The following is a 25,904-nucleotide window of genomic DNA, read 5'->3' as shown; positions in this document are numbered from 1 at the left end:
TCCTCCGGCTACCCCTTGGGCCCCCGTGCCTTCATGGCCGCCTGAATCCCTTCCAACGAGGTGGGATCCTCGATGGTGGTGAGGTCGCCCGGCTCGCGCGCCTCGGCCACGGCCTGGATGCTGCGGCGGAGCAGCTTGCCGGAGCGCGTCTTGGGCAGGTTGGCCACCAGGTGCACCTGGGCCGGACGGGCCACGGCGCCCAGCGTGCGTCCCACGGTGTCCATCACCTCGCGCTCCAGGGCAGCACGGTCCTCGTCACGCTGGAGGCGCGTGGGGTCCTTGGGCACGGCGAAGGCCATCACCACCTGGCCCTTGAGTTCGTCCTTCACGCCCACCACCGCCACCTCCGCGATGGCCGGGTGGCCGCTGATGGCCTCCTCGATTTCACGCGTGCCCAACCGGTGGCCGGCCACGTTGATGACGTCGTCGGTGCGGCCCAGGATGAAGTAGTCGCCGTCCTCGTCGCGCAGGGCCCAGTCGAACGTGTTGTAGACAGGTGTTTCAAAGCTGGAGAAGTAGGTGGAGACGAAGCGCTCGTCATCCCCCCACACCGTGGACAGACACCCGGGCGGCAGCGGCGGCTCAATCACCAGCACGCCCTTCTGGTTCGGGGCCGTCACCTCCGCGCCGCTCAGTCCATCCAGCAGCTTCACGCGGTAGCCGTAGATGGCCGCGCCGGGGGAGCCCAGCTTGCGCGGACGCGACTGCACGCCGGGAACGGGCCCCAAGATGGGCCAGCCCGTCTCCGTCTGCCAGTAGTTGTCCAGCACCTGCGTGGAGGGCAGCGCGTCCGAAATCCACGCGTGCGTGGGCGCGTCCAGCGGCTCGCCCGCGAGGAACAGGTAGCGCAGGCGGGAGGTGTCGTGGCGCTTCAGGAAGGAGGCGTCCTGCTTCTTGAGGACGCGGATGGCGGTGGGCGACGTGAACATCACGCTCACCTGGTGCTCCTCCACCAGCCGCCACCAGATGCTGGCGTCCGGCCGGGTGGGCAGACCTTCGTAGAGCACCGTCGTCATGCCATTGAGCAGCGGGCCGTAGACGATGTACGAGTGGCCCACCACCCAGCCGATGTCGCTGGCCGTGAAAATCGCCTCGCCGGGCTGGCCCGTGTAGATGTGACGCATGGAGGCCGCCAGGGCCACCGCGTAGCCGCCCGTGTCGCGCTGCACGCCCTTGGGTTTCCCGGTGGTGCCGGACGTGTAGAGGATGTAGCTGGGCTCGGAGGACTCCAGCCACTCCACCGGCACCTGGGCGCCTTCGTGCTTCTGTCCGAGCGTGGCGAAGTCCACGTCGCGTCCCGGCGTGAGCGCGGTGCCCGGGACGAGGCCCCGGTCGAGCACCAGCACGTGCGCGGGCGGGTGCTGGGCGAGCGTCAGCGCCTCATCCACCAGGGGCTTGTAGGGCACGACCCGGCCGGAGCGCATGCCCGCGTCCGCGGTCACCAGCAGCACGGGCCTTGCGTCGTCGATGCGCATCGCGAGGCTGTGCGCCGCGAAGCCGCCGAACACCACGGAGTGGATGGCGCCCAGCCGCGTGCAGGCCAGCAGCGTGAAGAGCGCTTCGGGCACCATGGGCATGTAGACGATGACGCGGTCGCCGCGTCCCACGCCCAGCTCGCGCAACATGGCCGCCACGCGGTTCACCTCCGCGTGGAGCTGCGCGTAGGTGTATTGGCGCCGCTGGTCGGTTTCGGTGGAGACGAAGACGAGCGCGGGCTGCCAGGCACGCGTGGCCAGGTGCCGGTCCACCGCGTTGTGACACAGGTTGGTCCGGCCCCCGACGAACCAGCGCGCGAAGGGAGGGCGCGAGGCGTCCAGCACCTGGTCGAACGGACGCTCCCAGTCGATGAGGCGGGCCTGCTCGGCCCAGAACGCTTCCGGCTGGTCGAGGGAGTGCCGGTAGAAGTCCTCGTAGCTGCCCATGCGTCCGCTCCATCGTGGGTGGGGTGTTCCTGACGATAGGGAGGTGCCTCCCGGAGTGGAAACCCTCCGGGGCCACGCGCGTGCGGTGGAGGACGGGAAGCTGCTTGCAGGCTTCGTGGGAATAAGCGCGCAAGCAGGCCGCGCGTGGCTCGACGCAGGCGCGTTCCAGCAGAACGCAGGACACCGGAAGGAAGCGAAGGAAGCCGCGGGTGTTCGCAGTGGAGCACGGCGTGGTCCTGGCCTTGCAGTTGGTGACGTCGCGTCCGTGAGCGCAGCGGTCTGCTTCACGGCGTGCCCTCCCCCCTGCCTGGATCCGCCCGTGACCCTTTCGACGACCCTCACCATCAAGAACAGCTCCGGCTGCCCCATCGATAACCGGGGCACGCCTGACTACAAGGACGGGCAGCTCTCCGGCTCCGCGCCCGCCGCCAGCATCGCGGACGGCGCCAGCACGACCTTCAAGATCGAGCAGAAGAATTCCCTGTCCCCAGGGCCCGAGGGCACCGTGACCTACTCGCTGGAGACCGGGAACGAGAAGGTCCCCCTCTCCTTCTACTGGGACTTCGCCAGCGGCCCCGCGCATGAGGAGCACTACACCGGCACATCGGGTTCGACGTGCGTGACCGTGGACGCCAACCCGACGGATACGAGCGGTGACAACCACGCCGCCACCTACACCGTGCAGTTCCACCCGCGCTCGCCCAATGAGTGGGACCTGGTGTGGGCCCTGTCGGTGGGCCTCATCAACAAGCAGCTGCACGCCCTGCTCTATTACAAGCACCAGGTCACCGCGCCCGGCTTCACCCAGGCGGTCGGCAACGACGGCTGGTCCCAGCTGGCGGTGTCCGCGCTGGCGGATCCGACCGTGGCGGTTCCGAACAACCAGACGACCCAGTTGGAGGTGCACCTGCCGCTGACCACCGCGACGTTGCAGTACATGGAAGGCGGCTCCCAGAAGACGCTGCCCCTGTCGGGCACCACGGTCATCGTGACGCTGGACCTGTCCCAGGCGCAGGTGACCGACCCGACCCAGCTGGTCGCGAAGCAGGACGCGAAGGACCACGTGCAGGCCCTGATGTCGGCCCACTACTCCGTGTTCCGGCTGTTCATCGACCTGACCCAGCCTTCGCTGTTCCACTCGCTGCGCGTGGTGAACACCGCCAGCGGCGCGGCCGTGGCCCTCAGCCAGGCAGCGCAGAGCACCCTCCAGGGCGGGCTGGCCGGGTTCGGCCACATGGACGTGGCGTACCCGGTGCAGGCCTCGGGCAACCCCGCCAGCATCGTGCCCACGCTCGTGCGCGAGCGCACCACGCAGTACAGCGCCAATGGGGACTTCAGCTCCGTGAACATGTGCATGATGAGCCGGGGTCGCGCCGAACCGACCTGGGCCTCGCGCTTCGCGTTCAACGCGCCCCTGGCCTCCACCACCAATCCGGATGGAACGCCCGCCGAAGCCAAGGCGCGGATGCTCCTGAGCCAGGACACGTTTGGCGAGGGCTACCTGCGGCCCACGGTGCTGCCCGCCATCCTCCAGGCCAGCGGCATTCCGGGGAGCATCCTGCGCGTGGCCCCGCTCACCTACCAGTGCTCCGGCTCGCGCACCAATGGCAACAAGAACAACGGGCGCGGCGAGTGGTTCGAGGTCAACAACGGCCTGGACCAGTACGCGTTGGGCACGGAGAGCGTGGTGTTCACCACCCAGCCCAACACCAGCCAGACCGACCGCTGCACCGTGAGCCTGAACGGGATGTTCCAGGTGGACATCGAGGTCAGCCAGTATCCCCTGGGCGCGAAGGACCGGCTGGGCACGGCCCGCTACCAGCAGCCGTGGACGGGGCTCATCACGGTGAAGGCCGGCAATGACGGCAGGCTGGTGACGAGCGTGGACATCACGCTGGGCAAGGCGCCGGAGCCGGAGGTGGACAAGACCATCGACGGCTGGGTGTTCAACGCGATGGACGCGCTGTTCAACTGGACCACCACCACGCCGCAGGCCGGCATCCTGGACAAGGCGCAGAAGTTCGCGGCCAACCTGGCCAACACCTTCAAGAACAACGCGTCCACCCAGTTGGACGTCTCCGACTGCGTGGTGCTGCCCATGGGCGGCGCCTACGACTACAGCCAGTTCGTCTTCAACAAGGATGGCGCCATCCAGGTGGACGTGTCCTTCCCGGGCTGAGCACCGCCCCGCATCCCTCCGCGCATCCCCCACCCCTTCTTGGAGTTTTCATGTCTCAGGACACCCTGACCGGTTCGGCGTCTGTCTCTTCCAGCTTGATGACCAACTACCTGGCCGCCACGTCCGTGGACGCGGCGTTCCCGCTCGCCGCCGCGGAGGACGCGGGCGGCTCACCGCTGCTCTTCAGCGTGGGCGCGGCCACCTCCGACCCCAGCCGCAAGACGCTGTGGGTGATGCTGCGCGACACCACGGTGACCACCGGCTGGCGCCAGGTGGAGCTCAGCCCGGACGCGACCCGCAGCGTGCAGGGCTACGCCGTCGTCCAGGCGGTGGCGGGAGAGATTGTCATCGCCGTGGCGATGGACGACGGCGCGGGCGGCAGCCGCGTGTTCGTCTCCCCCGCCCTGACGCCCACCACCGACGGCAGCCCCTGGAACACGCTCAACGCGGCCTGGGTCCAGCGCCAGGGCGGCCCCACGGGCGCCCCCGTCCAGCGGCTCATCCTGGGTGACTTCGTGAACGCCAGCGAAGCACCGCTGCTGGTCACCGAGGTGAAGAACGGCTCCGGCACCACGGGACGCTACTTCGTGGACGCGTCCACGAGCGCCATGGCCAGCGCGTGGATCAACTGGGCGCCGCCCAAGGACGTGCAGACGCTGCATGACGTGGTGGTGGCCAGGGCCTCCATCACCGGGGACACGTACCGCGGCACCTGGACGCTGTACGACGACACCAGCGGCAAGCGGTGCCTGACCTTCACCAGCCTGCTGGACCATAACTCCACCAGCCACACGCTGTCGGTGCAGGCACCTGCCGGAGCGCGCTGCCTGTGGGCGCTGGCGGACCGCGCCCACAGCGGCCTGAGCGCGCTGTACGTGGGTGGAGACGGGCTGTCGTGGTTTCCCTCCACGGGCCTGAAGAACGCCAAGAGCGCGGCGCTGGCCATCGCGTCCCAGGACGCGCTGTCGGGCGTCACGGCGGTGCTGGCCCACCAGGATGCTTCGCGCGTCAGCGTCTGGGCTGTGGATGCAAGCCAGCGGCTGTTCAGCCTGAACAACGCCGTGGGCGCGACGGACGGCTGGTCCGTGCCGCTCCAGCAGCGCGAGCACGTGGCGCACCTGGCCGCGCGCCGCAACCAGAAGCGCTCCACCAATGAGCTGTTCGTGTCCTCCACGGACAACAGCCTCATCACCTACCTGTTCCAGGACCCCAGCACGTCCGCCTGGCAGAACACCGACATGGTGTTGCCCACGCAGCAGAACGGGCAGGAGTTCCCCTGCTACACCACCGTGGTGCGCTTCACCGACGCGCAGGGCGCCGCCATCGTCGGACAGACGGTGGACGTGAATGCCTCCGAGTGGACCCGCGCGATGGTGAACGGCTACTGGATGGACCTGGACACCAGCACGCGGGTGCAGGTGCAGACGGACTTCAGCGGCACGGTGACCATCATCAACAAGGTGTCCGACGTGGGCACCCCCGTGTATCGCTTCAGCGCCCCGTTCCTGTCGGGCGTGCTGACGGCCGACCCCAGCGTGGAGCTGCGGGCGAACCTGGCCCAGAAGCTCCAATCCGGGGACATGTCCCAGTGGAAGAAGCCGGATGGCACCCCGGTGATTCCGGCCGGCGTGGACCCGAACCTCGTCGCGCAGGCGCAGGCCTCCCTCCAGCAGTTGATGGACAACATGGGCAGCCTGCCCGCGGACGGCTCCACCGCGCCCACGGAGCCGAGCGCCGCCCCCGCACCTTCGATGAAGGTGGCGCACACCACGTCCTTCTCCGTGCTGGGCAACGTGGGCAACGCCATCGAGACGGCCGCGGGCGACGTGCTCCAGGCGCTCAAGAGCGCCGCGGGCGTGGTCTACGAATACGTGCTGCAGCCCATCGTCAGCGGGGCGAAGACGCTGCTCCAGTTCTTCGTGAAGATTGGCGAGCAGGTGGTGACGTTCGTCATCCGGACCCTGAAGGAAGCGCTCCAGCTCATCAGCTGGCTGTTCACGCAGTTGAAGGTGCTCGTTGAAGACATCATCGCCTTCCTCGGCTTCCTGTTCGCGTGGGATGACATCCTCGCGACCCAGAAGGCACTGGAGGCGATGACGCAGGCGGGTCTGATCGGAATCGCAGGCAAGCTGGTGGGCATGGAGCCGGGCATCACCGCGTTCTTCGACAAGCTCATCGACCAGTGGGACGCCGTCTGCACCAAGGCGCTGGGCATGCCGGATGTGTCTTCCGATCAAGTCATCGCCCAGGCCCAGAGCACGGCGACGCCGGACCAGCAAGCCGCCGTCTCCTGCATCAACACCAGCCCCGGAGCGACGTTCTCCTCGTATCAGATTGCCCACGGAGGCTTCGCCGACGGCACGTCGGACGCGCCCGGCAATCCGGTGGAGAAGGCCATCACCGACTTCCTCAAGACGGTGGGGAACATCCTTTCGGATGTCGGGGCCTCGGTGCAGGAGATCTGCCAGGACCTCCAGACGATGTTCCAGCAGGGAACCTTCACCCTGCATGGACTGGTGCAGGTGCTCGCGAAGGAGGCCGTGAAGGCGCTGCTGGGGTCCGTCAGGGACCTGCTGCTGGGGCTGTGCGCGGTGATTGCGGATGTCACCCAGGCCATCCTCCAGGACGTGCTGCTGCGTCCGTTCAACATCCCGGTCCTGACCTGGCTCTACAAGAAGCTGACGGGAGAGGGCACCCTGACGATGCTGGGGGCCATCAGCCTGCTGGCGGCCATTCCCCTGACGGTTGTCTACAAGTTGTTGACGGGGGAGGCGCCCATCAGCGCGCAGGCCGCGCCGAAGCTGATGCTGTCGGTGACCGACAGCAAGCCGGTGCCCGCCAGGGCCTATGACTATTCCATCGTGGGTGGCGGGGCCGCGGAGATCGCCTCCATCGTCTACTCGGCCTGCCTGTATGTGAACCTGCTGCTGAAGGGCAGCATCAAGCGGCGGCTCGTCACCTCCGCCCAGGCGGTCGCGACGGTGGTGGCCGTGATGGGGACCTTCCCCTTCGACGACATCCGGGCCGAGCAGGCGGTGGACCGCATCGTCTGGTTGATCGACCTGGTGGAGGCCGTGGTCACGAGCATGAGCGCCCTCATGAGCTGGGTGCCCATCAAGGACGCCGCGTGGGAGGCCACGGCGGTGATGTTGGAGAAGGTGGACGCCGGGCTGCTCGGCATCATGGGCATCGTGGGCATCTGCCTTTCGGTCGTGAGCTACGCGATGGAGTGGGGCGAGTTCTTGTTCGGCGACAGGCCGGCGCCCTACCACTCCCCCACCCAGGACACGGAGAAGTTCGTCGCCAACGTCATCCGGTACTCGGGCGTGACGTCGGAGGGCCTGGCGGGCTTCGTTCCCTCTCCCGCCAAGGAGGAGATCCTCTTCTTCTCCGTGGCGGCGGAAGGCACCGCGCTCGCCTTCGACCTGGCACGGTGGGCCAGCGTGCTCCTGGACAACAACGCCAACCCGAACGGCCCCCAGAAGCTCTTCCAGCCCTGGTGAGTCCAAGGGCCCCGGGGTGTCTCCCTGGGGCCCTGTCCTTTGCCACGGCGAACAGGCCATCCTGGGCCATGCGAGCAGGAGCCCTGGTGTTGAGCGTGGTGCTGCTGGCCACGGGATGTGCTTCCCCATCGCCGGGTCCCGGACGGAGGATGCGGCTGAACCATGCGCGGCACGTGGCTTCGGGTCCTCCGGTGGAGGCACCGGAGCCACGGTCGCGGGCTCAGCCCCCTGAAGAGGACCTGGGTGGGCAGGACGCGACGCCGACCCGGCAGGCGATCCTTGAGGCCGTCGCCGAAGTGAAGGGCTCCACGGACAGCATCGCCCGCGCGTTGTCGAAGCTGGATTCGCGCGGCGACTGGGACGTGTTCACCCGTTACACCGACTACGGCTCCAGTCAGTTGCCCTGGCTTCGCGGCGCACAGGGGAGCGTCGCGCTGCTGGCGGACACCTCTGAAGCCGTCAGGGATGCGGACATGGCGGTGGGCCTGCTGCGGATGACGGGGCCACGGCTCCAGGCCGCCATGTCCGGCGCCATGCTGCTCGCGGCGTGGCTCGACTTCCTCCGGCTCGCGGAGGCGGTGCGAGCGCAGTGTCCGTTCTATGCGACCGAGCAGTTGTTCGTGGACATGGACCGCGTGCAGAAATGGATTGAGCCCTCCATGACGGCGCTCGCTTCGATGGAGCCCGGGCAGGTGGAGGCCACCGCCCGCGCGCTTCCCGGCGTGATGGCGCAGCTCACCCGTGAGTTCCAGTCCATCCAGGAGGGAGCGCGCGTGGCGACGGAGCGCGCTGGCAAGGTCATCGCGGTGGCGCAGTTCATGGAGATGCTCACCCTGGTCTCCACGCTGAAGATGTCACTGCCGAGGCTTCCTCCCTCGGCGCCCGCCACGCTTGGCGTGGGACTCGTGATGGGTTCTGGCGGCGTGATGACGGGCACACGGGTGGTCGTCTCCGCCGAATGGGTGGAGAGGATGCGCAGGCTGGTGCAGGCGGGCGTCATCTCCGTCCCCGCCGTCAGCTCCGCCATCCGCGTCCACGCAGGTCAGGTGATGATGGCCCAGTCGAACCGGGACCTGCCCCAGGGCGTGCGCGATGCGCTGGGCGACAGCCCCGAGGTTCGCGGCATGCACGAGACCGGCAGGGCAGGCGCTGGAATGTCCGATGCGCCGAAGCACCACGTCCTGCCGCGGGAACACCGGGAGTGGTTCGAGCGGCGCGGCTTCAAGGGCGCCATGGATATCGATCAGTTCTGCGTCCGGATGGAGGAGGCGCACCACGAGGCGATTCACGGAGGGGGCAACTGGCGCCTGGGTCGCACGTGGGCCGGCGAGTGGAACCGGATGATCATGGGTCAACTTCGCGACGCAGAAGTCGCAGCCGGCCGGATGTTGACGCGAAACGAGATCTTGAACATCGTCGCGGCGCATATGCAGGCAGCTGACATTCCGCTGAACTTCATTCGGGGAGGACGACGATGACCGACGGCCGTTCCTGGCAGGGTAACTGGAAGGTTCGCCTGCATGAACGGGTCCGCGAGCGGGGTTTCGCTTCGCTCACCGCCTTTGCCAAGGCCCGCCCCACCGCATCCCTGGTGGCGCTGGCTGAAGAGCTGGGCAAGGACGACATCGCAGGGATCCAGGTGTTGAGCGGGCTGCTCGCCGAAGCGGAACAGCGAAAACAGGTCACGCGCTTCGAGCGCGATGTGCTTGTGCGCATGTTGTCCCAGGACCTCCCCCTTGGATGGCCCGCCGTACTGGACGACGCGAACCGCTTCGCGGTCGCCAAGGCACTCAGTGGCTGGATTGCCTACACCCCTGAAGCCCATCAGGCCCGAGCACGGCAGATCATGATGGACCTCCTCGCCCGTCCACCTCCGCCCGGATGGCGCCCGCTCGGTCCCGACGACGAACTTCTGCTCACGCTCCTGCCTGACGAAGAAGCTTGAAGCGCCCGTTGTGCTTCGACGCGAACCTTGGTGCTCCACACAGGCAGTGACGCACGCCCAGGGGTGAACACTCCGCGCCCGTCCGCCCTCCGGCCGGGATGATTTTCCGGCGCAGGACGCTTCCCGTCCGACCCCGGCGCCCCCACCTTCGCGCCGAGGAGTCACACACCCCATGGATGCGGACGGTACATCTGAGTTGGGAGCCGCGAAGGTTCCCCTCGTGTCCACCCAGAAGCAGCAGCGCGTTCGTCGCCCACCCAAGAAGCTCAAGCCCTCACGGCTGCACGAGGTGGACTTCCGGAGCGTGGACGAACGCATGGACTCCGGCCGGGCCCTGCGCAAGCGCTGCCCACGCAGCAGCCACGCCGCGTGGAAGCCGTTCCGGGGTCGCGATCCGCTGGCGCAGTTGAAGGAATCCGACGCCACCCGGCTGCCCTGGCTGGTGCCCGTGCGGCACGAGCGCATGTCCGAATCCCCCTTCGCCTTCCTGCGCGGCACACCGTTCGCCATGGCGCGCGACCTGGCGCACACGCCCCACAGCGGGCTGCGCAGTCAGATCTGCGGCGACGCTCACCTGAGCAACTTCGGCCTGTTCGGCACGCCCGAGCGCAACCTCATCTTCGACCTCAACGACTTCGATGAGACGCTCCCCGGACCCTTCGAGTGGGACGTGAAGCGTCTGGCCGCCAGCTTCGTCGTGGCGGCGAAACAGAACGGCCTGGGCGGCCGCTGCGGCAGGAAGGCCGCGCGCAAGGCGGTGGAGTCCTACCGCCTGATGATGCGCGAGCTGACGACCCGGAGCCTGCTGGATGTGTGGTCGCTGCACGTGGACGCGAAGGAGCTGCGGCGCGCCGAGTCCGAGGACACCGCGAAGCTCGCCTCCGAAGCGGTGGAGAAGGCGAAGCGCCGCACCAGCGCGCACGCGGTGGAGAAGCTCACCGTGGAGCGCAACGGTCAGCGCCACCTGGCCTACCAGCCTCCCCTCCTCTTCCCCCTGTCGGCGGTGAAGATGGACGTGTCCTCCGAGGAGCTGGAGCGGCGCATCAAGGAGCTCACGGTGGGCTACCTGGCGTCGCTGGACGGCGCCGTGCGCGACCTGTGTCTGCGCTACCAGCGCAAGGAGTGGGGCTTCAAGGTCGTGGGCGTGGGCAGCGTGGGCCTGCAGGCCTACGTCGTGCTGTGCGAAGGAAACGGCGGCAATGACCCGCTGGTGTTGCAGCTGAAGGAGGCGAAGGCCTCCGTGCTGGAGCCCTACCTGGGCCCCAGCGAGTTCGGCAGCGCGGGGGAACGCGTGGTGGTGGGCCAGCGACGCATGCAGGCCTTCTCCGACCTCTTCCTGGGATGGACGGAAGTGGAGGGCATGGGTGCCTTCTATGTGCGCCAGCTGCGCGACATGAAGGGCTCGCTGGACGCGGAGAAGATGGATGCGCCCGTGTTCATGGACTACGCGGACGCGTGCGGCTCGACGCTCGCGCGAGCCCATGCGCGCACCGGAGATGCCGCCCTCATCGCGGGTTACCTGGGCAGCAGCGACCACTTCGACGAAGCCATCGCGGAGTTCGCCTGCACCTATTCGGATCAGGTGGACGAAGACTATGGGCGCTTCATCGACGCCCAGGCGAAGGCCTTCGAAGCGCTGACGGGCTGAGTGCCTCCCGGAAGGAACCGCAAACTGCCGGGCGGCACGAGACCAGTAACGGGTCCAAGGCACCCCATGGTTGACGAGCCGCCGGTCATCCCCTTCCAATACCGCCCATGGCCAAGTTTCTCGACACCACGGGCGTTTCCTACCATCTGCAACAACTAATCAATAAGGCGAAGGAGAAGCTCATCCTCGTCAGCCCCTACCTGAAGATCAACGAGCGTGTGAAACAATCTTTGATTGAACGAGATGCATTCAAATTAGATATTCGTATTATCTATGGAAAGAGCGAACTCCAGCCAAGTGAAACGGAATGGATCCAGAGCGTAAAGTCGATCCGTCTCAGCTTCTGCAAAAACCTTCACGCCAAGTGCTACCTGAATGAATCTGAGGCCATCATCACCTCGATGAATCTCTACGAATTCTCTCAGGTCAACAACGCAGAGATGGGCATCTACATCAGCAAAGCCGAGGACCCCGTTGTCTATCAGGACCTCAGCGAAGAGGTGCAACGACTGCTGCGGATGAGTGATGAAGTCCAGATCTCCATTGAACGGACCAAGCCAGAGGTCCCACCGCAAATCCCCATTCCGCCGAGTCCGACTCCGGCCCCGCAGCGGAAAAAGGCTGAGCCGGCGATTGCGTCCCAACCTGCTGGACATTGCATCCGCTGCCAGGACGAGATCCCCCTTCGGCCAACCCGCCCCTACTGTCGGGAGTGCCATGACGATTGGGATGGCGACGACTCAGAGCCCGAAATGTACTGCCATGTATGCGGCACTGATCACAACGCCACATTCCTCAAGCCATCTTGCTATCCTTGCTTCAAGGCGAATCGCAACAAGCTCGAATGGGCAGTCAGTTGACTCACTGTCCTGGGGCACCCGCCCTCAATCCACTTGGGGCATATTCCTGACAGTGTGAGTTCCTGACGGCGGGCAGGAATTGACCTCACCGTCTAAGCCAAGCTCATAGGTTTGCACGCACACCGACGACACCGCTGTCCTTCAAACCTCTCTGAATTCTGATTCAAGGGAAACCGTCGCGGATTTCACCTGAACCTATTCGGCTCAGGTGAACGAGGGCCACCCGCGATTCATCTGACCGGGGGTCGGCACCGGATCAGAACACCTGCATCCCGAGGCGCCGGGCGCATGGAATCCTAGGCCGGGACGGCTATGGCCAGTCCACTGCCTCTGCGCTGCCGGCAGCGATCTTCACAGAACGGGCTTCAGCCCGAAAGCCGCGTCCAGTCGTCTTCATGAAGAAACAGCCTCACACCCAGGCGCTCGCACACGTCCGCGTGTGCCTGGGCCGCGGGGCCTCCCACCCAGACGGGCAGCTCCTTCGGCAACGCCTCACGCAGGCATCGCAGGACGTCCTCGAACACCATGGCGCCCCGGTTGGTCACCGCCGACAGGCCCACCACGTCCGGCCTTGCCCTCGCCACCAGCACCCCCAGGTCCGCCGTCGGCACGCGCTGCCCCAGGAGCGTCACCCGCACGCCCGCGTACCGCAGCCGCAACGCCGCCCCCAGGAGGCCCAGCTCGTGCTCCTCCTCCGGGAAGCACGCCAGCACCGCGTGCTTGCGCCCTCCCTCCGGCGCACCGTGCAGCAGGCTCACCAGCCGCTCGCGCACCACCTGCGTCACCAGGTGCTCCTGCGCCACCGACAGCGTCCCCGCGTGCCAGCGCTCTCCCACCTCGCGCTGCACCGGCACGAGCACCTCCTCGAACGCGCGCAGGGGCGGCAGGGCCGACAACACCTGGTCCAGGATGCGGGAGACACAAGGCTGGTCATACGCCTCCGCCGCCGCCATCACCGCCGCGCGCCACGCCCCCGGCTGTGTTCCTCCATCGACGGGGCCTCGCTCCTCACGGCGCGGCGGTGACGCGACGTCCAGCTCCGCCATCAACTGGGGCAGCAGCTTCGCCGCCTCGCTGATGGCCACGCCTTCGTCCGTCAGCGCCTTGAGCCGCTTGAGCACCGCGACGTCGCGGTCCGTGTAGACGCGGTAGCCCGCCGGCGTGCGCTCCGGAACGAGCACCCCGTAGCGGCGCTCCCAGGCCCGGATGAGCTCCACGCGGACCCCCGACAGCTCCGCGGCGATGTGGATGCGATAGGTGCGCTCAGCCATGGTGTGTGAATCACGGTCGGTTCTGCGCGTTCCTCACCTGCTGCCAGATGGCGATCAGCTCCTCCGCGGACTCCGCGTACTGAGCGCCCAGGGTGAAGAGGGTCTTCAAGTGCTCTCGCGCACCCGGCCCGCCCACCACCATCGGCACTGAAGCGCACGCCTGCAACGACTCCGACAACACCGTGAGGAAGTCCTGCGCTTCCCGACGCCGCACGAAGGACAACGCCACCACGTCCGGCCGCACCTGCAAGCAGGCCCCGTGCAACGCCTCCGCGGGCGTGTCCGCCCCCAGCAACGTCACCCGCCAGCCCCGCGCCTTCAAATGCACCCCCAGCGCGAGCAGGCCTCCCTCATGGTGGTCCCCCGCCGGACAGGCCAGGAGCCCCCGGGGTCCATCGCTCGCGCTCACCATGCCCGCGAGCAACAGGCGCAGCCGCTGCCGCACCAGCGCGGAGGCCAGGTGCTCGCGCGCCACGTCCAGGCGCGACGCCATCTCCCGGAGCGCGGGGATGAGGAACGTGTCGCAGAAGGCCGTGGCGTCCAGGTCCTCCCCGGCCTCCTCCAGCACCGCGTCCGCCGCGTCCGCGTCCAGCACCATCACCGCTGCCCAGAAACGCTCCATCAGCCGCGAGTCCTGCCGGGCGGGCTGCGCGGGAGAAGCGCGCACCTGGGCGATGGCCTCGCTCACCGACAGGCCCCCCTCCATCAGCTTCGCCACCCGGCGCACGGCCTCCACCTCGTCGCGTGAATAGACGCGGTAGTTGTTCTCGCTGCGCTCCGGACGCGGGAAGCCATAGCGGCGCTCCCAGGCGCGCAGCGTGGCCTCACGGATGCCGGTGAGCCGGGCGATGGTGCGGATGCGCAGGCTCATCGGCCCAGGCCTCGCGCCGAGTCCCAGCGCTCCGCCACGCCGCGCGCTCCCGTCAGCTTGCGCGTGAAGCCCTCCAGGTCCGTCACCTGGGACACCGCGCGCACCACCGACTCCAGCCCGCTCTGGAAGCGCGACAGCGGACCGGCCTCGTGGGGCGTGCCCACCTCCAACAACACGTCCGGGCGCTCGTGCTCGAAGAAGGCGTAGCGGATGGCGATGGGCACGCACTCCGCCTTCGCCGCCTTCGCCAGCAGCTCCACGCCCCGCTCCAGCTTCAGCGGGAAGGCACCGAAGGGCCGGTGCTCCCCTTCCGGAAAGACACACACGGCGGCGCTCGGCCGGCGCAGCAGCTCCTTCGCGTACCGGAGCGAGGACAAGGACGACATCGCGTCCTGCTTGCGGATGCTGAACGCGCCCATCTTCGCGTGGAAGGGATAGCGGCGCAGGTTCTCCTCGTCCATCAGGCAATAGCCATCCCAGCCCGCCACCTGGCAGAGCTGGTGCAGCACGAAGCCGTCCCACCAGTTGCAGTGGTTCAGGTAGATGAGCCGGCCCACGCCGTCCGCGGGCAGTTCGCCGCGCACCCACAGGCCCCGGAACGTCGAGCGGAACTTCCACCCGATGTACCGGTCCACCGCCCACCCGAAGGGCCCACCCTTGGCCGCGGGAATCAAGACGTCCGCGCCTCATTGAAACGCAACAGCGCCGTGAACAGCGCGAGCCCCAGCGACACCAGCACGCTGGTGATGAGGAAGAAGAGCACCTCCTCCAGCGGCACCGCGCCCACGTATACACCCACGTGGCGCCCCGCCCCGAAGTTCCAGATGCCGGTGGAGATGGCCAGGTGGTCCGCGATGGACAGGTACACGCCCACCACCAGCGCCGGCGGCAGCACCGCGCGCAGCACCTCGCCAGCGCGCGACTTGTAGTGATTCACCAGCAGCGCCAGTTGGATGGCAATCACGGGCAGCGTCCAGGCCAGCAGGTGGATGAGATACGCCCAGCGGGTCTCCATCATGGCGACACCTCGCGAGGGCCCAGGGACCGCTCGACGCGGACGGACCGATACTCTTCGGATTTCGGGGCCTGCGGCTTCTTCGCCAGCACGCGCTCCAGCCGGGCCCGGGCCCACAGGCCCACGAGCAGCGTCTGGAGGCCGAAGAAGAGGTACTCCTCCAGCGGCAGGTAGCCCAGCTTCACGCCCCAGATGCGCTCCGGGTCGAAGCCCCACAGGCCCCACTTCACCGCCATGTTGTCCCACGGCGACGTGGCCGCGTAGACGACCACGAGCAGCACGCCCATGGGCGCCAGGCCCTTCCACGACAGCGTGCGGCGGTAGCGCACGAGGAGGAACAGGATGGGCAGCACCACGAACAATCCCAGGAAGCGCGCGTAGGTCATCCCGGTCCTCCACTCCACTGCGACACCACCCGCACCATGCGCCCTCCCGCGTGGAGCGCGTACGTGTGTCCGCGCCACGTCACCGTTCCCTGCCGCGTCAGCGAAGCCCCGAAGGCCGTGAGCAACAGCACCTCCCCCACCAGCCAGTCCGTCAGCGCATGGCCTCGCGCCTCCTCGCCGGGCACGTGGCTCAGCGCGGAGAGCCGCAGCGACAGCAGCGTGCGCACGGCGACCAGGGCCCCTACCGCCAGCCACACCGAAGGCTCGCCCAGGGCCGCGGCCAGCAGCAGCAGGGGAAGCGTGGGCGTGAACAGCAGCGGCACCGTGGGGTACAGGCCCGGCCGGTGGCTGGCCAGCACCTGCATCCACCGCGTGAAGCGCTCCAGGGGCATGCGCCAGGAGGTCTCGGGCGCCATGGGCACCCACGCGGGCGCGGGGCTCAGCGCCACGTCCAGCCCCCGCGCGTGCAGGCGCTTTGCCAGCTCCAGGTCCTCGCCGATGTGGTCCGACAGGCCACGCAACTCCTCCACCGCCCTCGAGGACAACCCGAGCGCCTTGCCACACACCGCCTGCGCGCCCGCACTCATCGCATGCAGCGCGCGAAAGCTGTGGTGCGTGTAGCGCAGGAGCCCCGCCATCGCACGTCCCGCGGCATCCCTCGCGCCCACGGGCGTGGGGGCAGCGGTGCTCAGCGCGGCGCCCGCCACCAGGGCGGACGCCAGCCCCTCCACCAGCGCGCCTGTCACCGCCACGTCCGCGTCCACCACGAGCACCACCCGCCCGCGCGTGTCCAGGGTGTCCAGCGCGTAGAGCAGGTGCCCCACCTTGCGGTTGGGGGAGAGCGGGTCGCTCGGCAGCCACCGGACGCCTTCGGCCAGCCGGGGCCGGTAGGGCGACAGCACCACCTGCTCCAGCGGCCCCGCGTAGTCGATGGGGCGCGCCAGGTTCTCCAGCTCCTGCGGCGTGGGCGCATCCACCGGGCGCAGCAGCAGCACGGACGGCAGGGCCTGCGCCGCGGGGACGGGCGCACGGCGCAGCAGCCTCGCGAGCGCCACCGCGCTGAAGCCTCCGGCCAGCCCTGTCCACCCGAGCGCGATGAGGGCAGGCGCGTTCATGCCGCCCGCTCCACGCGCGTGCGGAAGTGCGCCATCCAGCGGATGAAGGGCGAGTGGAAGCGGCGGAAGTCCGCCACCTCGCCCATCGTGTCCAGCGCGCCCCGGCGCGACTCCAGCCGCGCGTAGAAGGGCGACGACTCCAGCAGGCGCGGCGCGCCCACCACCTCGTTGCCCGCGTGCAGATGCGAGGGGACGCGCAGGCCCCAGCCGGTGATGTTCGTGGGCCGGATCCCGGGGTGCGGCCCGCGCTCGCACACCACGCCGGACGGTCCCGCCATCAGGCGCAGCGGGGCCACGCCATCCGGCAGGTGGTAGTCCACCACCGTGTGGTGCTGGTGGTGCGTGCGCGCCCAGTGCCACCCGGACAGCCGGTCGCCCAGCAGTTCGTGGCCGTGGTTGGTGTCGTGGTAGCCCATGCCGTCGGCCACCACGTCCAGCGAGGCCACCTCCAGCCGGGCCTCCGAGCGCGGCGCCAGGGCCTGCCAGTAGTGCGGCAGCCCGGGCATCAACTGCATCTCCAGGCCCCGGGGCGTCAGCGGCCGGAGCGTCAGGCTGGCGCGCACCGGGCGGCCCCACGGCGCCGTCCCGTCGTCCACGTCCATGCGCACCGTGCCGTCCTGCGCATGGGTGAGCGTGGAGCGACCGATGCGCAGCCGTCCCGGCCCTTCCACCTGCGCGCGCCGGTACTCGCTGAGCACCCACAGCCGGCGCACACCCCGGTGGTAGAGCGCGAAGTTCACCGCGCTGTGCTCCACGGGCAGGCCCCCGCGCCGCGCCGCCACCGAGTAGCGCGGCGAGAAGAGCGAGCCCAGCATGAAGATGCACACCGCGCTGTACTCCCCGGCGGTGACGTCCGCGTAGAACCAGCGGTAGGCCCCCGCCGCGTCGGGCAGCGCGGGCAGCGCGGGCACTTCCGGCATCAAGGGCTGCGCGAGCAGGGACGTCATGCGCTCCCCCTCAGGTGCGCGGAGGCCATCTCCGCCGCGAACCGGCCCGACAGCATCACCAGCGGCACCCCGCCGCCCGGGTGCGTGCCACCGCCCGCGAAGAACAGGCCCGGCGTGCCTCCCCGGATGCGCGGCCGACGGAAGGGACCGAAGCGGCCGTGCGGCAGGAAGCCATAGATGGAGCCGCCCGGCGCACCGCGCGCCGCCAGGTCCACCGGCGTGCGCTGTCCCACCACGCGCGTCTTCCCCTTCAGGCCCGGGTAGTGATGGAAGAGCTTGTCGAACATCTGCGTGCGCACGCGCTCCGCCATCGCTTCCCAGTCGCGCTCCGCCTGTTCGGCCTGGGAGGCGCCCACCGGCATGGCCGGCGCGTTCACCATCACGAACAGGCCCGTACGGCCCAGCGGCGCCATGCTGGGGTCGGTGGCGGACGGGTTGCAGAAATACACCGTGGGGTCCGTTGCGAGCTGGCCCGCGAAGAGTTCGTCGAACTCGCGCCGGTAGTCCCCGCCGAAGAGCACCGTGTGGTGAGGCAGGGACGGCCGCCCCTCCACCTCCAGGAGCAGCACGAAGCCGGACAGCGACAACGGTTCGCCTTCCCGGCGCAGCGACGCCAGCGGATCCGCGTTCACCACCACGCTGTCGAACAACTCCGAGCCTGGGCCCACGCGGTAGCCCTCGGAGGTGCGCTCGAATCGGGCGCGCGTGTCCAGGTGCACCGTGACGCCCAGCCGCCGCACCGCCTGGCCCAGGGCCGCCACCAGCGCGCCGATGCCGCTCTTCACGTGGTGCACGCCGTACGCGTGTTCGATGTGCGGGATGAGCGCGAAGGCCGCGCTGGACGCATAGGGCGAACCGCCCGCGTAGGTGGCAAAGCGGCCCACGTACTGTCGCAGGTGCTGCGTCTGGAAGTGCTTCGCCGCCAGCGCGTGCAGCGTGTCCATCTGCATCCCGGCCAGCATCGCGCCAATGCCCCGGCGGGCCACGCGCGCCATGAAGCCGGGCATGCCCTCGAAGGGGGCCTCCAGGTAGGGCTCGCCCGCCGCGCGCCAGATGGCCGCGGCCTCCGCGTAGAACGTGTGCACGCCCTTGCGCTCGGAGGGGCGCAGTTCGGCGGCGCTGTCCGCCATGCGCTCCAGGTCCTTGTACGCGGTGAAGTCGCACCCGTCCGTGAAGCGGTAGGTGCACTGCGGCTCCAGCTCCGTGAACGGCGGCAGGAGGTCCAGCGCGTCCAGCTTCTCGAAGGTGCCCCGCACCAGCGCCGGCAGCGTCAGCAGCGTGGGCCCGGTGTCCAGCGTGAGCCCCTCCACCGTGACGGCCTGCGCCTTGCCGCCCAGCGACGGGCCGCCCTCGAACAGCGTCACCGCGTGGCCCTCCTTCGCCAGGAGCCCCGCCGCGGTCAGCCCGCCAATGCCGCCGCCAATCACCGCCACGCGCGAGGTCTTCATGCCGGACCTCCCGTGCCCGTGGACAGCAGGGGCGCTGACGGCGCCAGGAGCGGAAGGGCCGTGTCGGCCTCCCGCAGCACCGCGCGTGGGCGCACGAACGCGGCCGCCGCCAGCGCCAGCTTGCGGCCCTTCGTCGTGTGGGCCCGGCCGCTGAACACGTCGTAGTCCCGCGCCTCGATGTCGCGCAGGATGTCGCCGTAGATGCCGCCCATCAGCCGCACCATGCGCTGGCTGCCGAAGCCGGTGAGGTACTTCACGCCGCCCGCCGCCCGCGCGTAGTACGCCCGCGCGCGCTGGATTTGAAAGCGCATGAAGTCGCGCCAGCGCGCATCCACCTGGCCCCGGCGCAGGTCGTCCTCGGTGAGCCCGAAGGCGCGCAGCTCCTCGGCGGGCAGGTACACCCGGTCGCGCTCCAGGTCCTCGCGCACGTCGCGCAGGATGTTGGTGAGCTGCATGGCCCGGCCCAGGTCCGCCGCCGGCTCCACCGCGCGCTCGTCCTCGCACCCCAGCACCGGCGTCAGCATCAACCCGACCACACCTGCAACCCGGTAGCAGTACAGCTCCAGCTCCTCCCAGGTTTCGTAGCGTTGCTTCGTCAGGTCCATCTCCATGCCGGAGATGAGGTCCTGGAAGGGCTGCTCGGGGATCCGGTAGAGGTGGATGGAGTGGCGCAGCGCCGCGAACTCGCTGGGCTCCCACGGCGACGGCGCGTCGGCGGCGGGCTGGCGCGAGGACGGAGGCCCCAGCTCCTTCGAGGCCAGCTCCGGCAGGGACAGGTACACCTGGGCCACGCGCTCGCGCGCCCGGGCCAGCCGCGTGGGCAGATCCAGGGGAGAGCCTTCCAGCGCGCTCTCGCCCGCGTCCACCAGGTCGTCCAGCCGCCGGCAGAAGGCATACAGCGCGAAGGCCGCCTTCTTGCGCTGCCCGAAGAGCAGGTACGAGGCGAAGAAGAAGCTCTTCGCGTGGTGGCGCGTGACGACGCGCGCGCGCCGGTAGCCCTGCGCGATGAGGGCCGGGGATTCGGTGACGCTCATGCCGCCACCTCCACGGGGACCGGCGTCTCCGTGCGCGGCGACAGCGTCACGCCCTGCTTCCGGGCCCACGTGACGAGCCGCTCGGTGACGAGCCGCGCGGAGATGAGCACCGTGGGCAGGCCCGTGCCCGGCTGGGTGGAGGCGCCCACGAAGAAGAGGTTCTTCACCTTCGGATCCACGTTGGCCGGGCGGAAGGGTCCCACCTGGAAGAAGTTCTGCGCCAGCCCGAACGCGCTGCCCCGGGCCAGGTTGTACGTGCCCGCCCAGTCGTCCGGGGTGAACACGCGCTCCACCTCGATGTCCGCCTCCAGGTTGGGGAAGCCCAGCTCGCCCAGGCGCTGGAACACCTTCGCGCGCACCTTGGGGCCCTCCGTCTTCCAGTCCAGGTTCGCGTGCTGGTGCGGCACCGGCACGAGCACGTAGAGCGAGTCCTTGCCCTCCGGCGCCAGCGACGGGTCGGTGTGCGAGGGCACGTTGACATAGAAGCTGGGGTCCTCCGGCACGCGGAAGCGCTGGAAGATGTCATCGAAGGAGCCCGCGTAGTCCCGGCCGAACATCACGTTGTGGTGCAAGAGCTCCGGCACCTTCTTCTTCATGCCCAGGTAGAGCATGTAGCCGCTGGAGGTGAAGCGCAGCTTCTTGTCCCGCTTGAAGGGCGCGTCCTTCGGGTCGAGCAGCTTCTCGTACGCGTACGGCAGGTCCGCGTTGCACAGCACCGCGTCCGCGGGCACCACCTCCCCGCCCACGAGCCGCACACCCGTGGTGCGGCCCCCTTCGGTGAGGATGCGCTCCACCGGCGCGCCGTAGTGCAGGCGCACGCCCTCCTCGCGCGCCAGCCGCTCCAGCGCGAGGGGAATGGCGTACAGGCCGCCCTTGGGGAACCAGATGCCCACGCCCAGCTCGGTGAAGGGCAACAGGCCGTACACGGCCGGGGATTCAAAGGGGGACACGCCCAGGTACATGGTCTGGAACGTCATCGCCGCGCGCAGGCGGTCGTCCTCGAAGAAGCGGCTGACGTCCGCGTACATGCGGCGGTGCGCACGGGCCTTGAAGATCTTGGCCAGCACGCTGGGGGAGAAGTAGTCGGAGATGCCGTCGAAGTTGCGGCCGACGAAGTGGTCCAGGCTGATGCGGTACTGGGTGCGGCCCTGGGCCAGGAAGGCCAGGTAGCGCTGGAAGCTGCCGGGCTCCACGCGCTCCAGCTCGCGGCCCATGGTGCACAGCTCGGACGTGAAGGTGACGTCGGACCCGTCCCGGAAGTGCACCCGGTAGTTGGGGTCACAGCGCATCAGCGTCAGGTAGTCCTCGATGCGACGGCCGAGCGCGCGGAAGGTCTCCTCGAACACCTCCGGCATCAGCACGATGGTGGGCCCGATGTCCCACGTGAACCCGTCCACCTGGAGCTGGTTGCACCGCCCACCCGGGCCGCGCGTCTTCTCGAACACCTGGACGTCGAAGCCCTGCCGCGCGAGCCTCGCCGCGGCGGCCAGTCCGCCCACCCCCGCGCCCACCACCACCACCCGCTTGCCTTGTGCGCTCATGGACGGGTCCTCAGGAAGCGCGACGTGCGAGACGGGCGATGAGGGCGTCCAGCAGGTCCCTCATGCCGTGGGAATTGGGCAGGCATTGCAGGCCGCGACGCGCCGAGCGCGAGGCCCGCTCCACCGCGCGCTCACACGCGACGTAGCCTCCGAGCGACTCCACCAGCGCCCGGGCCCGGGCCAGCGCCTCCGCGTCCTTCTCCTCCACCGGCAGCGCCCACAGCCGCTCCAGCTCCTCGCGTCCCGCGGGCGTGGCGCGCACGTACGCCGCCATCAACGGGAAGGTGCGCTTGCCCTGCATGAAGTCACCGTCGCACGCCTTGCCCGCCACCGACGCGTTGCCGAACAGGCCGATGAGGTCGTCGCGCAGCTGGTAGGCGAGCCCCACCGAGCGGCCCACCTGCTCCAGGCCCTTCTTGAGCGTTTCGTCCGCGCCGCCCAGCATCGCGCCGCACACCAGCGGAGCGCTGAAGCCGTAGCGCGCCGTCTTGAGGTGGGCCACGCGCAGCGTCTGGAAGAGCGACACCTCCGACAGCGGCATGCGCGACAAATCCAGGTCCAGGTACTGCCCCGCGGCCGTATGCCGGCACACGCCCAGGTAGTACTGCACCACGCGCGAAACGCCCGGCAGCTCCGACTCCAGCATCGCCTCCAGCGAGCGTGCGAAGAGGTGGTCGCCCACGACGATGGCCAGGTCCTCGCCCGGCCGCCCCGGGGCCAGCATCCGGTGCAGCACCGGCCCACCCCGCCGCAGCTCCGCCTGATCCGCCACGTCGTCATGGATGAGCAGGAACGTGTGCAGCAGCTCCAGGCCCGCCGCGAAGTCCCACAGCCCCGGCGGCACCGCGGTGCTGCCCCGCGCCAGCCCGTGCCCCGCGAGCACCAGCGCCGGCCGCAGCCGCTTGGCCGGGCGCAGCGCGTAGCCGCGCGCCTGCTCCACCGCCCGCGTCCACCGGGCATCCAGCGAAGCCTCGTCCGGCAGCTCGAACAACCGGGCGAGCGCCGCTTCCACCTGTGCCTGCACGAGCTGCAGCCAGGCCTGCTCCGGAGGCGCCGCGTCAGCGGGCGTCTGCTGCACGTTGGGAAGCGTGATGGCCATACAGCGGATCTCCGAAGTCGGGAGCACGGCAACAGCCTTTCCACCTAGAGGTAGCGTTTGCGTCCAGAGATTGTCAAGGCTATGTCTAAGGTTTGTGAAAACCTTGTACACGGGAGGCTCCCCATGAAGGCGTGGATCACAGGTGCGTTGACGGTGACGCTGGCGGCGGGGAGCGCGGTCAGTGCTCCCCCCACTCCGGAACCGGTGGATGCGACCCTAAGCACCTCCAAGGGCGAGCGCGTGCGGCTGTCCCGCTGGCGTGGAAAACCCGTCATCCTCTTCTACGAGGACAAAGACTCCACGACACTCAACGCGCCCTTGAAGGAGGAGTTGTTCGCTCGCGGGCGCGAGCGGGGACTCCTGCGGAGCGCCTGGGTGGTCGCGGTCGCCAATCTGGAGAAATACGACTTCTTCCCTGCGAGGGGCATTGCCCTGTCGTACGTGCGGGACGAGGAGAAGAAGGCCGGCGTCCCCATCCTGGTCGACCTGGAGGGCACCCTGGGACAGGCGCCCTGGAAGCTGCCCACCAAGACGTCCAATGTGATGCTGTTGGACGCGGAAGGGGCGTTGGTCTTCCGACACTCAGGCCGCATGAAGCCGGAGGACCGGGCGCGCTTCTTCGTCGCCCTGAGCGCGCTGGTGGGCCAGGACCTCACGACCGAAGCGGTGACGGAGGCCCAGCCGTGAAGGTGGCGTGCACGGGTGCCAGTGGCTTCCTCGGTCCAGGGCTTGTCCAGGGTTTGTTGGATGCCGGCCACACCGTGCACGTGCTCAGCCGCAACGTTGAACACGCCCTGGGCAGGCTGCCCGCCGGGGTGACGGGCTCCTACTTCGATGGGAGCACGCCGCTGTCACCGGACGCGCTGGCGCACGCGGAGGCGGTGGTGCACCTGGCGGGGGAGCCGGTGGACCAGCGGTGGACCCACGAGGCCAAGCAGCGCATCCACCGAAGCCGGGTGGAGGGCACGCGCGTGCTGGTGGAGGCGATGAAGCAGGCGGGCTCGGTGCGGCACTTCGTCTGCGCCTCGGCGGTGGGCTACTACGGCGGCGCGCGCGAGGCACAGTCGCTGACGGAGGAGGACGCACCCGGCGACGACTTCCTCGCCCATGTGTGCCAGGGCTGGGAGGCGGAGGCGCTCCGCGCGGCGGAGGCCGGGATGCGCACGGTGCGCCTGCGCATCGGCGTGGTGCTGCACCCGGCGGGCGGCGTGCTGCACCGGATGCTGCCGGTGTTCCGCATGGGCGCGGGCGGACGGGTGGGCAACGGGCACCAGTACGTGAGCTGGGTGCACCGCGCGGACCTGCTCGCGCTGATGCGCTTCGCGCTGGAGCACCCCACGCTGGAGGGCGCGATGAACGCCACGTCGCCGGAGCCCGTCACCAACGCGACCTTCGCGCATACGCTGGGCACGGTGCTGGAGCGGCCGGCGATGTTGCAGGTGCCGGGCTTCGTCCTCAAGGCGCGCTTCGGGGAGATGGCGCGCGTTGCGCTGGAGGGCCAGCGGGTGATGCCCCGGCGTGCGCTGGAGGCGGGCTTCCAGTTCCAACACCCCGACCTGGGCGAGGCCCTGCGCGACCTGCTGCCGCCCGCGGGGAGCTGAGCGCGGGCGCCCCGGTGTGATGTCCTCGGGTGGACGCGGATCCGCCGTGGGCCCCATGCGGCCTCCCGCGCTCCGGCGCGGTGCATACAGTGCGCGCCACGCATGGACGACACCCAGACGCTGGAAGCACGCGCGCGCCGCGAGGGCACGCCGCTCATCGACGGAGACACCGCCACCTTCGTGTGGAAGGGCGCAAGCCGCGTCTTCCTCCAGGGGGACTTCCAGGACTGGCGGGGGACGCCCCTGCCGCTGGAGCGCGTGGGCAAGAACCTGTGGGCGCGTTCGCTGGCGCTGCCGGAAGACGCCTATGTGGAGTACGCGCTCCAGGACGCGCGGGGCCGCCGCGTGCGCGACACATTCAACAAGCGCCGCTCCGACAACGGCTTCGGCGGCTTCAACCACTGCTTCTGGATGCCGAAGGGACAGGCCACGACGCTGAACCAGCGCGTGCGCGGCGTGCCCCGGGGCCGCGTGACGCGCCATCAATTGGACACGCACGAGTGGGTCGTGGGGAAGAAGCGCGCGGTGGCCCTCTACGCGCCGCCGGTGCCGGGGCCCGTGCCGCTGATGGTGGTGCTGGACGGCGATGACTACCTGGAGCGCGTCCAGCTGCCCACGCTGGTGGACAACCTCGTCGCCCAGGGCCGCATGCGCCCGGTGGCGATGGCCTTCGTGTCCAACGGCCGTGAGGCGCGCACCGCCGAGTACGCCTGCAGCGAGGCCACCGTCGCCTTCCTGGAGCGCCGCGTGCTGCCGCTGGCGCAAGAGAAGCTGTCCCTGGTGGACGCGCAGCGCACGCCGGGCGTGCACGCGGTGCTGGGCTCCTCGCTGGGAGGACTGATGGCGCTCTACGTGGCCCAACGCCTGCCCCGCACCTTTGGCCGCGTGCTGTCCCAGTCCGGCGCCTTCTCCATCGAGGGCACCGACATGGTCGTCTTCGACCTGGCGCGGCGACAGGCCCAGCCGCCACTCCACGTCTGGATGGACTGCGGCCACTTCGAGACCCTGGTGGACGGCAACCAGCGCCTCCTGCCCGTCCTCCATGCGGCCGGCCACCGCGTCACGTACCGGACCTACAATGGCGGACACAATTATCCAGCCTGGCAATGCGATCTGCCGGCCGGCCTGGAAGAATTGTTCTCGACTTCTGGATGACGCGGCGCGGCGGTCCGGCTGGCTTCCGTCCGGAGCGGAAGGCCAGTGAAAGCAGGGGGTTGGCGTTTTTGGAAAGCGCTCAAAACGAAATGATCCGGGATTGATCCAGCCCTTTGACGCGGCAGGCGGGCAGCCGGACGGGGCGTGTGGACTCCGGGGCTACGCAACATGAGGGCTGGCTCGCGCGATAACAGATGTAGGTGCGCATCCTGACGCGAGCACCGCGTCGGCCCCCCCCGCCCTGGAGTTTCGTCATGTCCCGCGTCGATGGTGGCAACCGCCCGTCCCCCCCCGTGAAGCGCTCGGAGTTCGAGCGGGGCGACGCCGCGCGCGAGAAGCCAGCCACCGCCGCCCAGCCCTGGAC

General features: G+C 69.2%; 21 protein-coding genes. 9 read left to right on the top strand and 12 right to left on the bottom strand.

All coding sequences use genetic code 11. The features are described 5' to 3' along the window. Nucleotides 1-8 precede the first annotated feature (8 nt). Nucleotides 9-1,922, bottom strand: coding sequence for a propionate--CoA ligase (locus tag D7Y13_RS05470; protein ID WP_120583102.1), 1,914 nt, complete (start codon nt 1,920-1,922; stop codon nt 9-11). Nucleotides 1,923-2,241: 319 nt separating this feature from the next. On the opposite strand from D7Y13_RS05470, the gene D7Y13_RS05465 reads away from it, so the two are divergent. The 6 genes from D7Y13_RS05465 to D7Y13_RS05440 all read left to right on the top strand — a co-directional run bounded on the left by D7Y13_RS05465 (nt 2,242) and on the right by D7Y13_RS05440 (nt 12,057). Further along, entirely contained in the window at nt 2,242-4,101 is a 1,860-nt protein-coding gene (locus D7Y13_RS05465; protein ID WP_120583103.1) for a hypothetical protein, read from the top strand. A 50-nt stretch (nt 4,102-4,151) separates the two neighbouring features. Next, the gene (locus D7Y13_RS05460) at nt 4,152-7,604 is read left to right on the top strand and encodes a hypothetical protein (protein WP_120583104.1); all 3,453 of its coding nucleotides are present in this window, start codon (nt 4,152-4,154) and stop codon (nt 7,602-7,604) included. A 149-nt stretch (nt 7,605-7,753) separates the two neighbouring features. Beyond that, a complete protein-coding gene (locus D7Y13_RS05455) occupies nt 7,754-9,082 on the top strand; it encodes a DUF2380 domain-containing protein (protein WP_341870398.1) in 1,329 nt (442 codons plus the stop codon). Next, on the top strand, nt 9,079-9,549 hold the full coding sequence (locus D7Y13_RS05450; protein WP_120534136.1) for an NUDIX hydrolase: 471 nt from the start codon (nt 9,079-9,081) through the stop codon (nt 9,547-9,549). Before D7Y13_RS05455 ends, D7Y13_RS05450 begins: the two co-directional genes overlap by 4 nt. A 220-nt stretch (nt 9,550-9,769) precedes the next feature. Continuing rightward, complete coding sequence (locus D7Y13_RS05445; RefSeq protein ID WP_233595431.1) at nt 9,770-11,197, top strand: DUF2252 domain-containing protein; 1,428 nt, start codon at nt 9,770-9,772, stop codon at nt 11,195-11,197. 107 nt (nt 11,198-11,304) lie between these two features. Then, nucleotides 11,305-12,057: a phospholipase D family protein gene (locus D7Y13_RS05440; RefSeq protein ID WP_120583106.1), complete on the top strand. Its 753-nt coding sequence runs from the start codon at nt 11,305-11,307 to the stop codon at nt 12,055-12,057. 365 nt (nt 12,058-12,422) lie between these two features. Here the strand turns inward: D7Y13_RS05440 and D7Y13_RS05435 are convergent, their stop codons facing one another. Genes D7Y13_RS05435 through D7Y13_RS05385 form a run of 11 tightly spaced genes read right to left on the bottom strand, consistent with a single transcriptional unit; the run spans nt 12,423 to nt 22,784 of the window. After that, nucleotides 12,423-13,328, bottom strand: coding sequence for a MerR family transcriptional regulator (locus D7Y13_RS05435; protein WP_120583107.1), 906 nt, complete (start codon nt 13,326-13,328; stop codon nt 12,423-12,425). Nucleotides 13,329-13,338: 10 nt separating this feature from the next. Then, on the bottom strand, nt 13,339-14,199 hold the full coding sequence (locus tag D7Y13_RS05430) for a MerR family transcriptional regulator (protein ID WP_120534134.1): 861 nt from the start codon (nt 14,197-14,199) through the stop codon (nt 13,339-13,341). Continuing rightward, the gene (locus D7Y13_RS05425) at nt 14,196-14,873 is read right to left on the bottom strand and encodes a lysophospholipid acyltransferase family protein (protein WP_120534133.1); all 678 of its coding nucleotides are present in this window, start codon (nt 14,871-14,873) and stop codon (nt 14,196-14,198) included. The genes D7Y13_RS05430 and D7Y13_RS05425 overlap by 4 nt, the downstream gene beginning before the upstream one ends. Further along, on the bottom strand, nt 14,870-15,217 hold the full coding sequence (locus D7Y13_RS05420; RefSeq protein ID WP_120583108.1) for a lycopene cyclase domain-containing protein: 348 nt from the start codon (nt 15,215-15,217) through the stop codon (nt 14,870-14,872). The genes D7Y13_RS05425 and D7Y13_RS05420 overlap by 4 nt, the downstream gene beginning before the upstream one ends. Then, complete coding sequence (locus D7Y13_RS05415) at nt 15,214-15,600, bottom strand: lycopene cyclase domain-containing protein (RefSeq protein WP_120583109.1); 387 nt, start codon at nt 15,598-15,600, stop codon at nt 15,214-15,216. The genes D7Y13_RS05420 and D7Y13_RS05415 overlap by 4 nt, the downstream gene beginning before the upstream one ends. Further along, complete coding sequence (locus D7Y13_RS05410; RefSeq protein ID WP_120583110.1) at nt 15,597-16,715, bottom strand: glycosyltransferase; 1,119 nt, start codon at nt 16,713-16,715, stop codon at nt 15,597-15,599. Before D7Y13_RS05410 ends, D7Y13_RS05415 begins: the two co-directional genes overlap by 4 nt. Further along, the gene (locus D7Y13_RS05405) at nt 16,712-17,662 is read right to left on the bottom strand and encodes a carotenoid 1,2-hydratase family protein (RefSeq protein ID WP_233595433.1); all 951 of its coding nucleotides are present in this window, start codon (nt 17,660-17,662) and stop codon (nt 16,712-16,714) included. The genes D7Y13_RS05410 and D7Y13_RS05405 overlap by 4 nt, the downstream gene beginning before the upstream one ends. Continuing rightward, nucleotides 17,659-19,110: a phytoene desaturase family protein gene (locus D7Y13_RS05400; protein WP_120583111.1), complete on the bottom strand. Its 1,452-nt coding sequence runs from the start codon at nt 19,108-19,110 to the stop codon at nt 17,659-17,661. Before D7Y13_RS05400 ends, D7Y13_RS05405 begins: the two co-directional genes overlap by 4 nt. After that, nucleotides 19,107-20,144, bottom strand: a complete 1,038-nt coding sequence (locus tag D7Y13_RS05395; RefSeq protein ID WP_120534128.1) for a phytoene/squalene synthase family protein — start codon at nt 20,142-20,144, stop codon at nt 19,107-19,109. The genes D7Y13_RS05400 and D7Y13_RS05395 overlap by 4 nt, the downstream gene beginning before the upstream one ends. Next, nucleotides 20,141-21,685 (bottom strand): phytoene desaturase family protein, encoded by a 1,545-nt coding sequence (locus D7Y13_RS05390; RefSeq protein ID WP_120583112.1) that lies wholly within the window; start codon nt 21,683-21,685, stop codon nt 20,141-20,143. The genes D7Y13_RS05395 and D7Y13_RS05390 overlap by 4 nt, the downstream gene beginning before the upstream one ends. A gap of 10 nt (nt 21,686-21,695) precedes the next feature. Next, nucleotides 21,696-22,784 carry a polyprenyl synthetase family protein gene (locus D7Y13_RS05385; protein WP_120538216.1) on the bottom strand — a complete coding sequence of 363 codons (1,089 nt, stop codon included), beginning with the start codon at nt 22,782-22,784 and terminating at the stop codon, nt 21,696-21,698. Between the two features lie 123 nt (nt 22,785-22,907). On the opposite strand from D7Y13_RS05385, the gene D7Y13_RS05380 reads away from it, so the two are divergent. The 3 genes from D7Y13_RS05380 to D7Y13_RS05370 all read left to right on the top strand — a co-directional run bounded on the left by D7Y13_RS05380 (nt 22,908) and on the right by D7Y13_RS05370 (nt 25,540). After that, nucleotides 22,908-23,471, top strand: a complete 564-nt coding sequence (locus tag D7Y13_RS05380; protein ID WP_199732728.1) for a peroxiredoxin family protein — start codon at nt 22,908-22,910, stop codon at nt 23,469-23,471. Then, nucleotides 23,468-24,385 carry a TIGR01777 family oxidoreductase gene (locus D7Y13_RS05375; protein WP_120583113.1) on the top strand — a complete coding sequence of 306 codons (918 nt, stop codon included), beginning with the start codon at nt 23,468-23,470 and terminating at the stop codon, nt 24,383-24,385. The genes D7Y13_RS05380 and D7Y13_RS05375 overlap by 4 nt, the downstream gene beginning before the upstream one ends. A 102-nt stretch (nt 24,386-24,487) precedes the next feature. Continuing rightward, the gene (locus tag D7Y13_RS05370; protein WP_120583114.1) at nt 24,488-25,540 is read left to right on the top strand and encodes an alpha/beta hydrolase-fold protein; all 1,053 of its coding nucleotides are present in this window, start codon (nt 24,488-24,490) and stop codon (nt 25,538-25,540) included. The last annotated feature ends 364 nt before the right edge of the window (nt 25,541-25,904 follow it).

Origin of the sequence: Corallococcus praedator, from assembly GCF_003612125.1 — a bacterium.
Taxonomy (GTDB): Bacteria; Myxococcota; Myxococcia; order Myxococcales; family Myxococcaceae; genus Corallococcus; species Corallococcus praedator.
The sequence above is the reverse complement of the archived record's forward strand: the minus strand, read 5'-3'. Positions and strand labels throughout refer to the sequence as shown.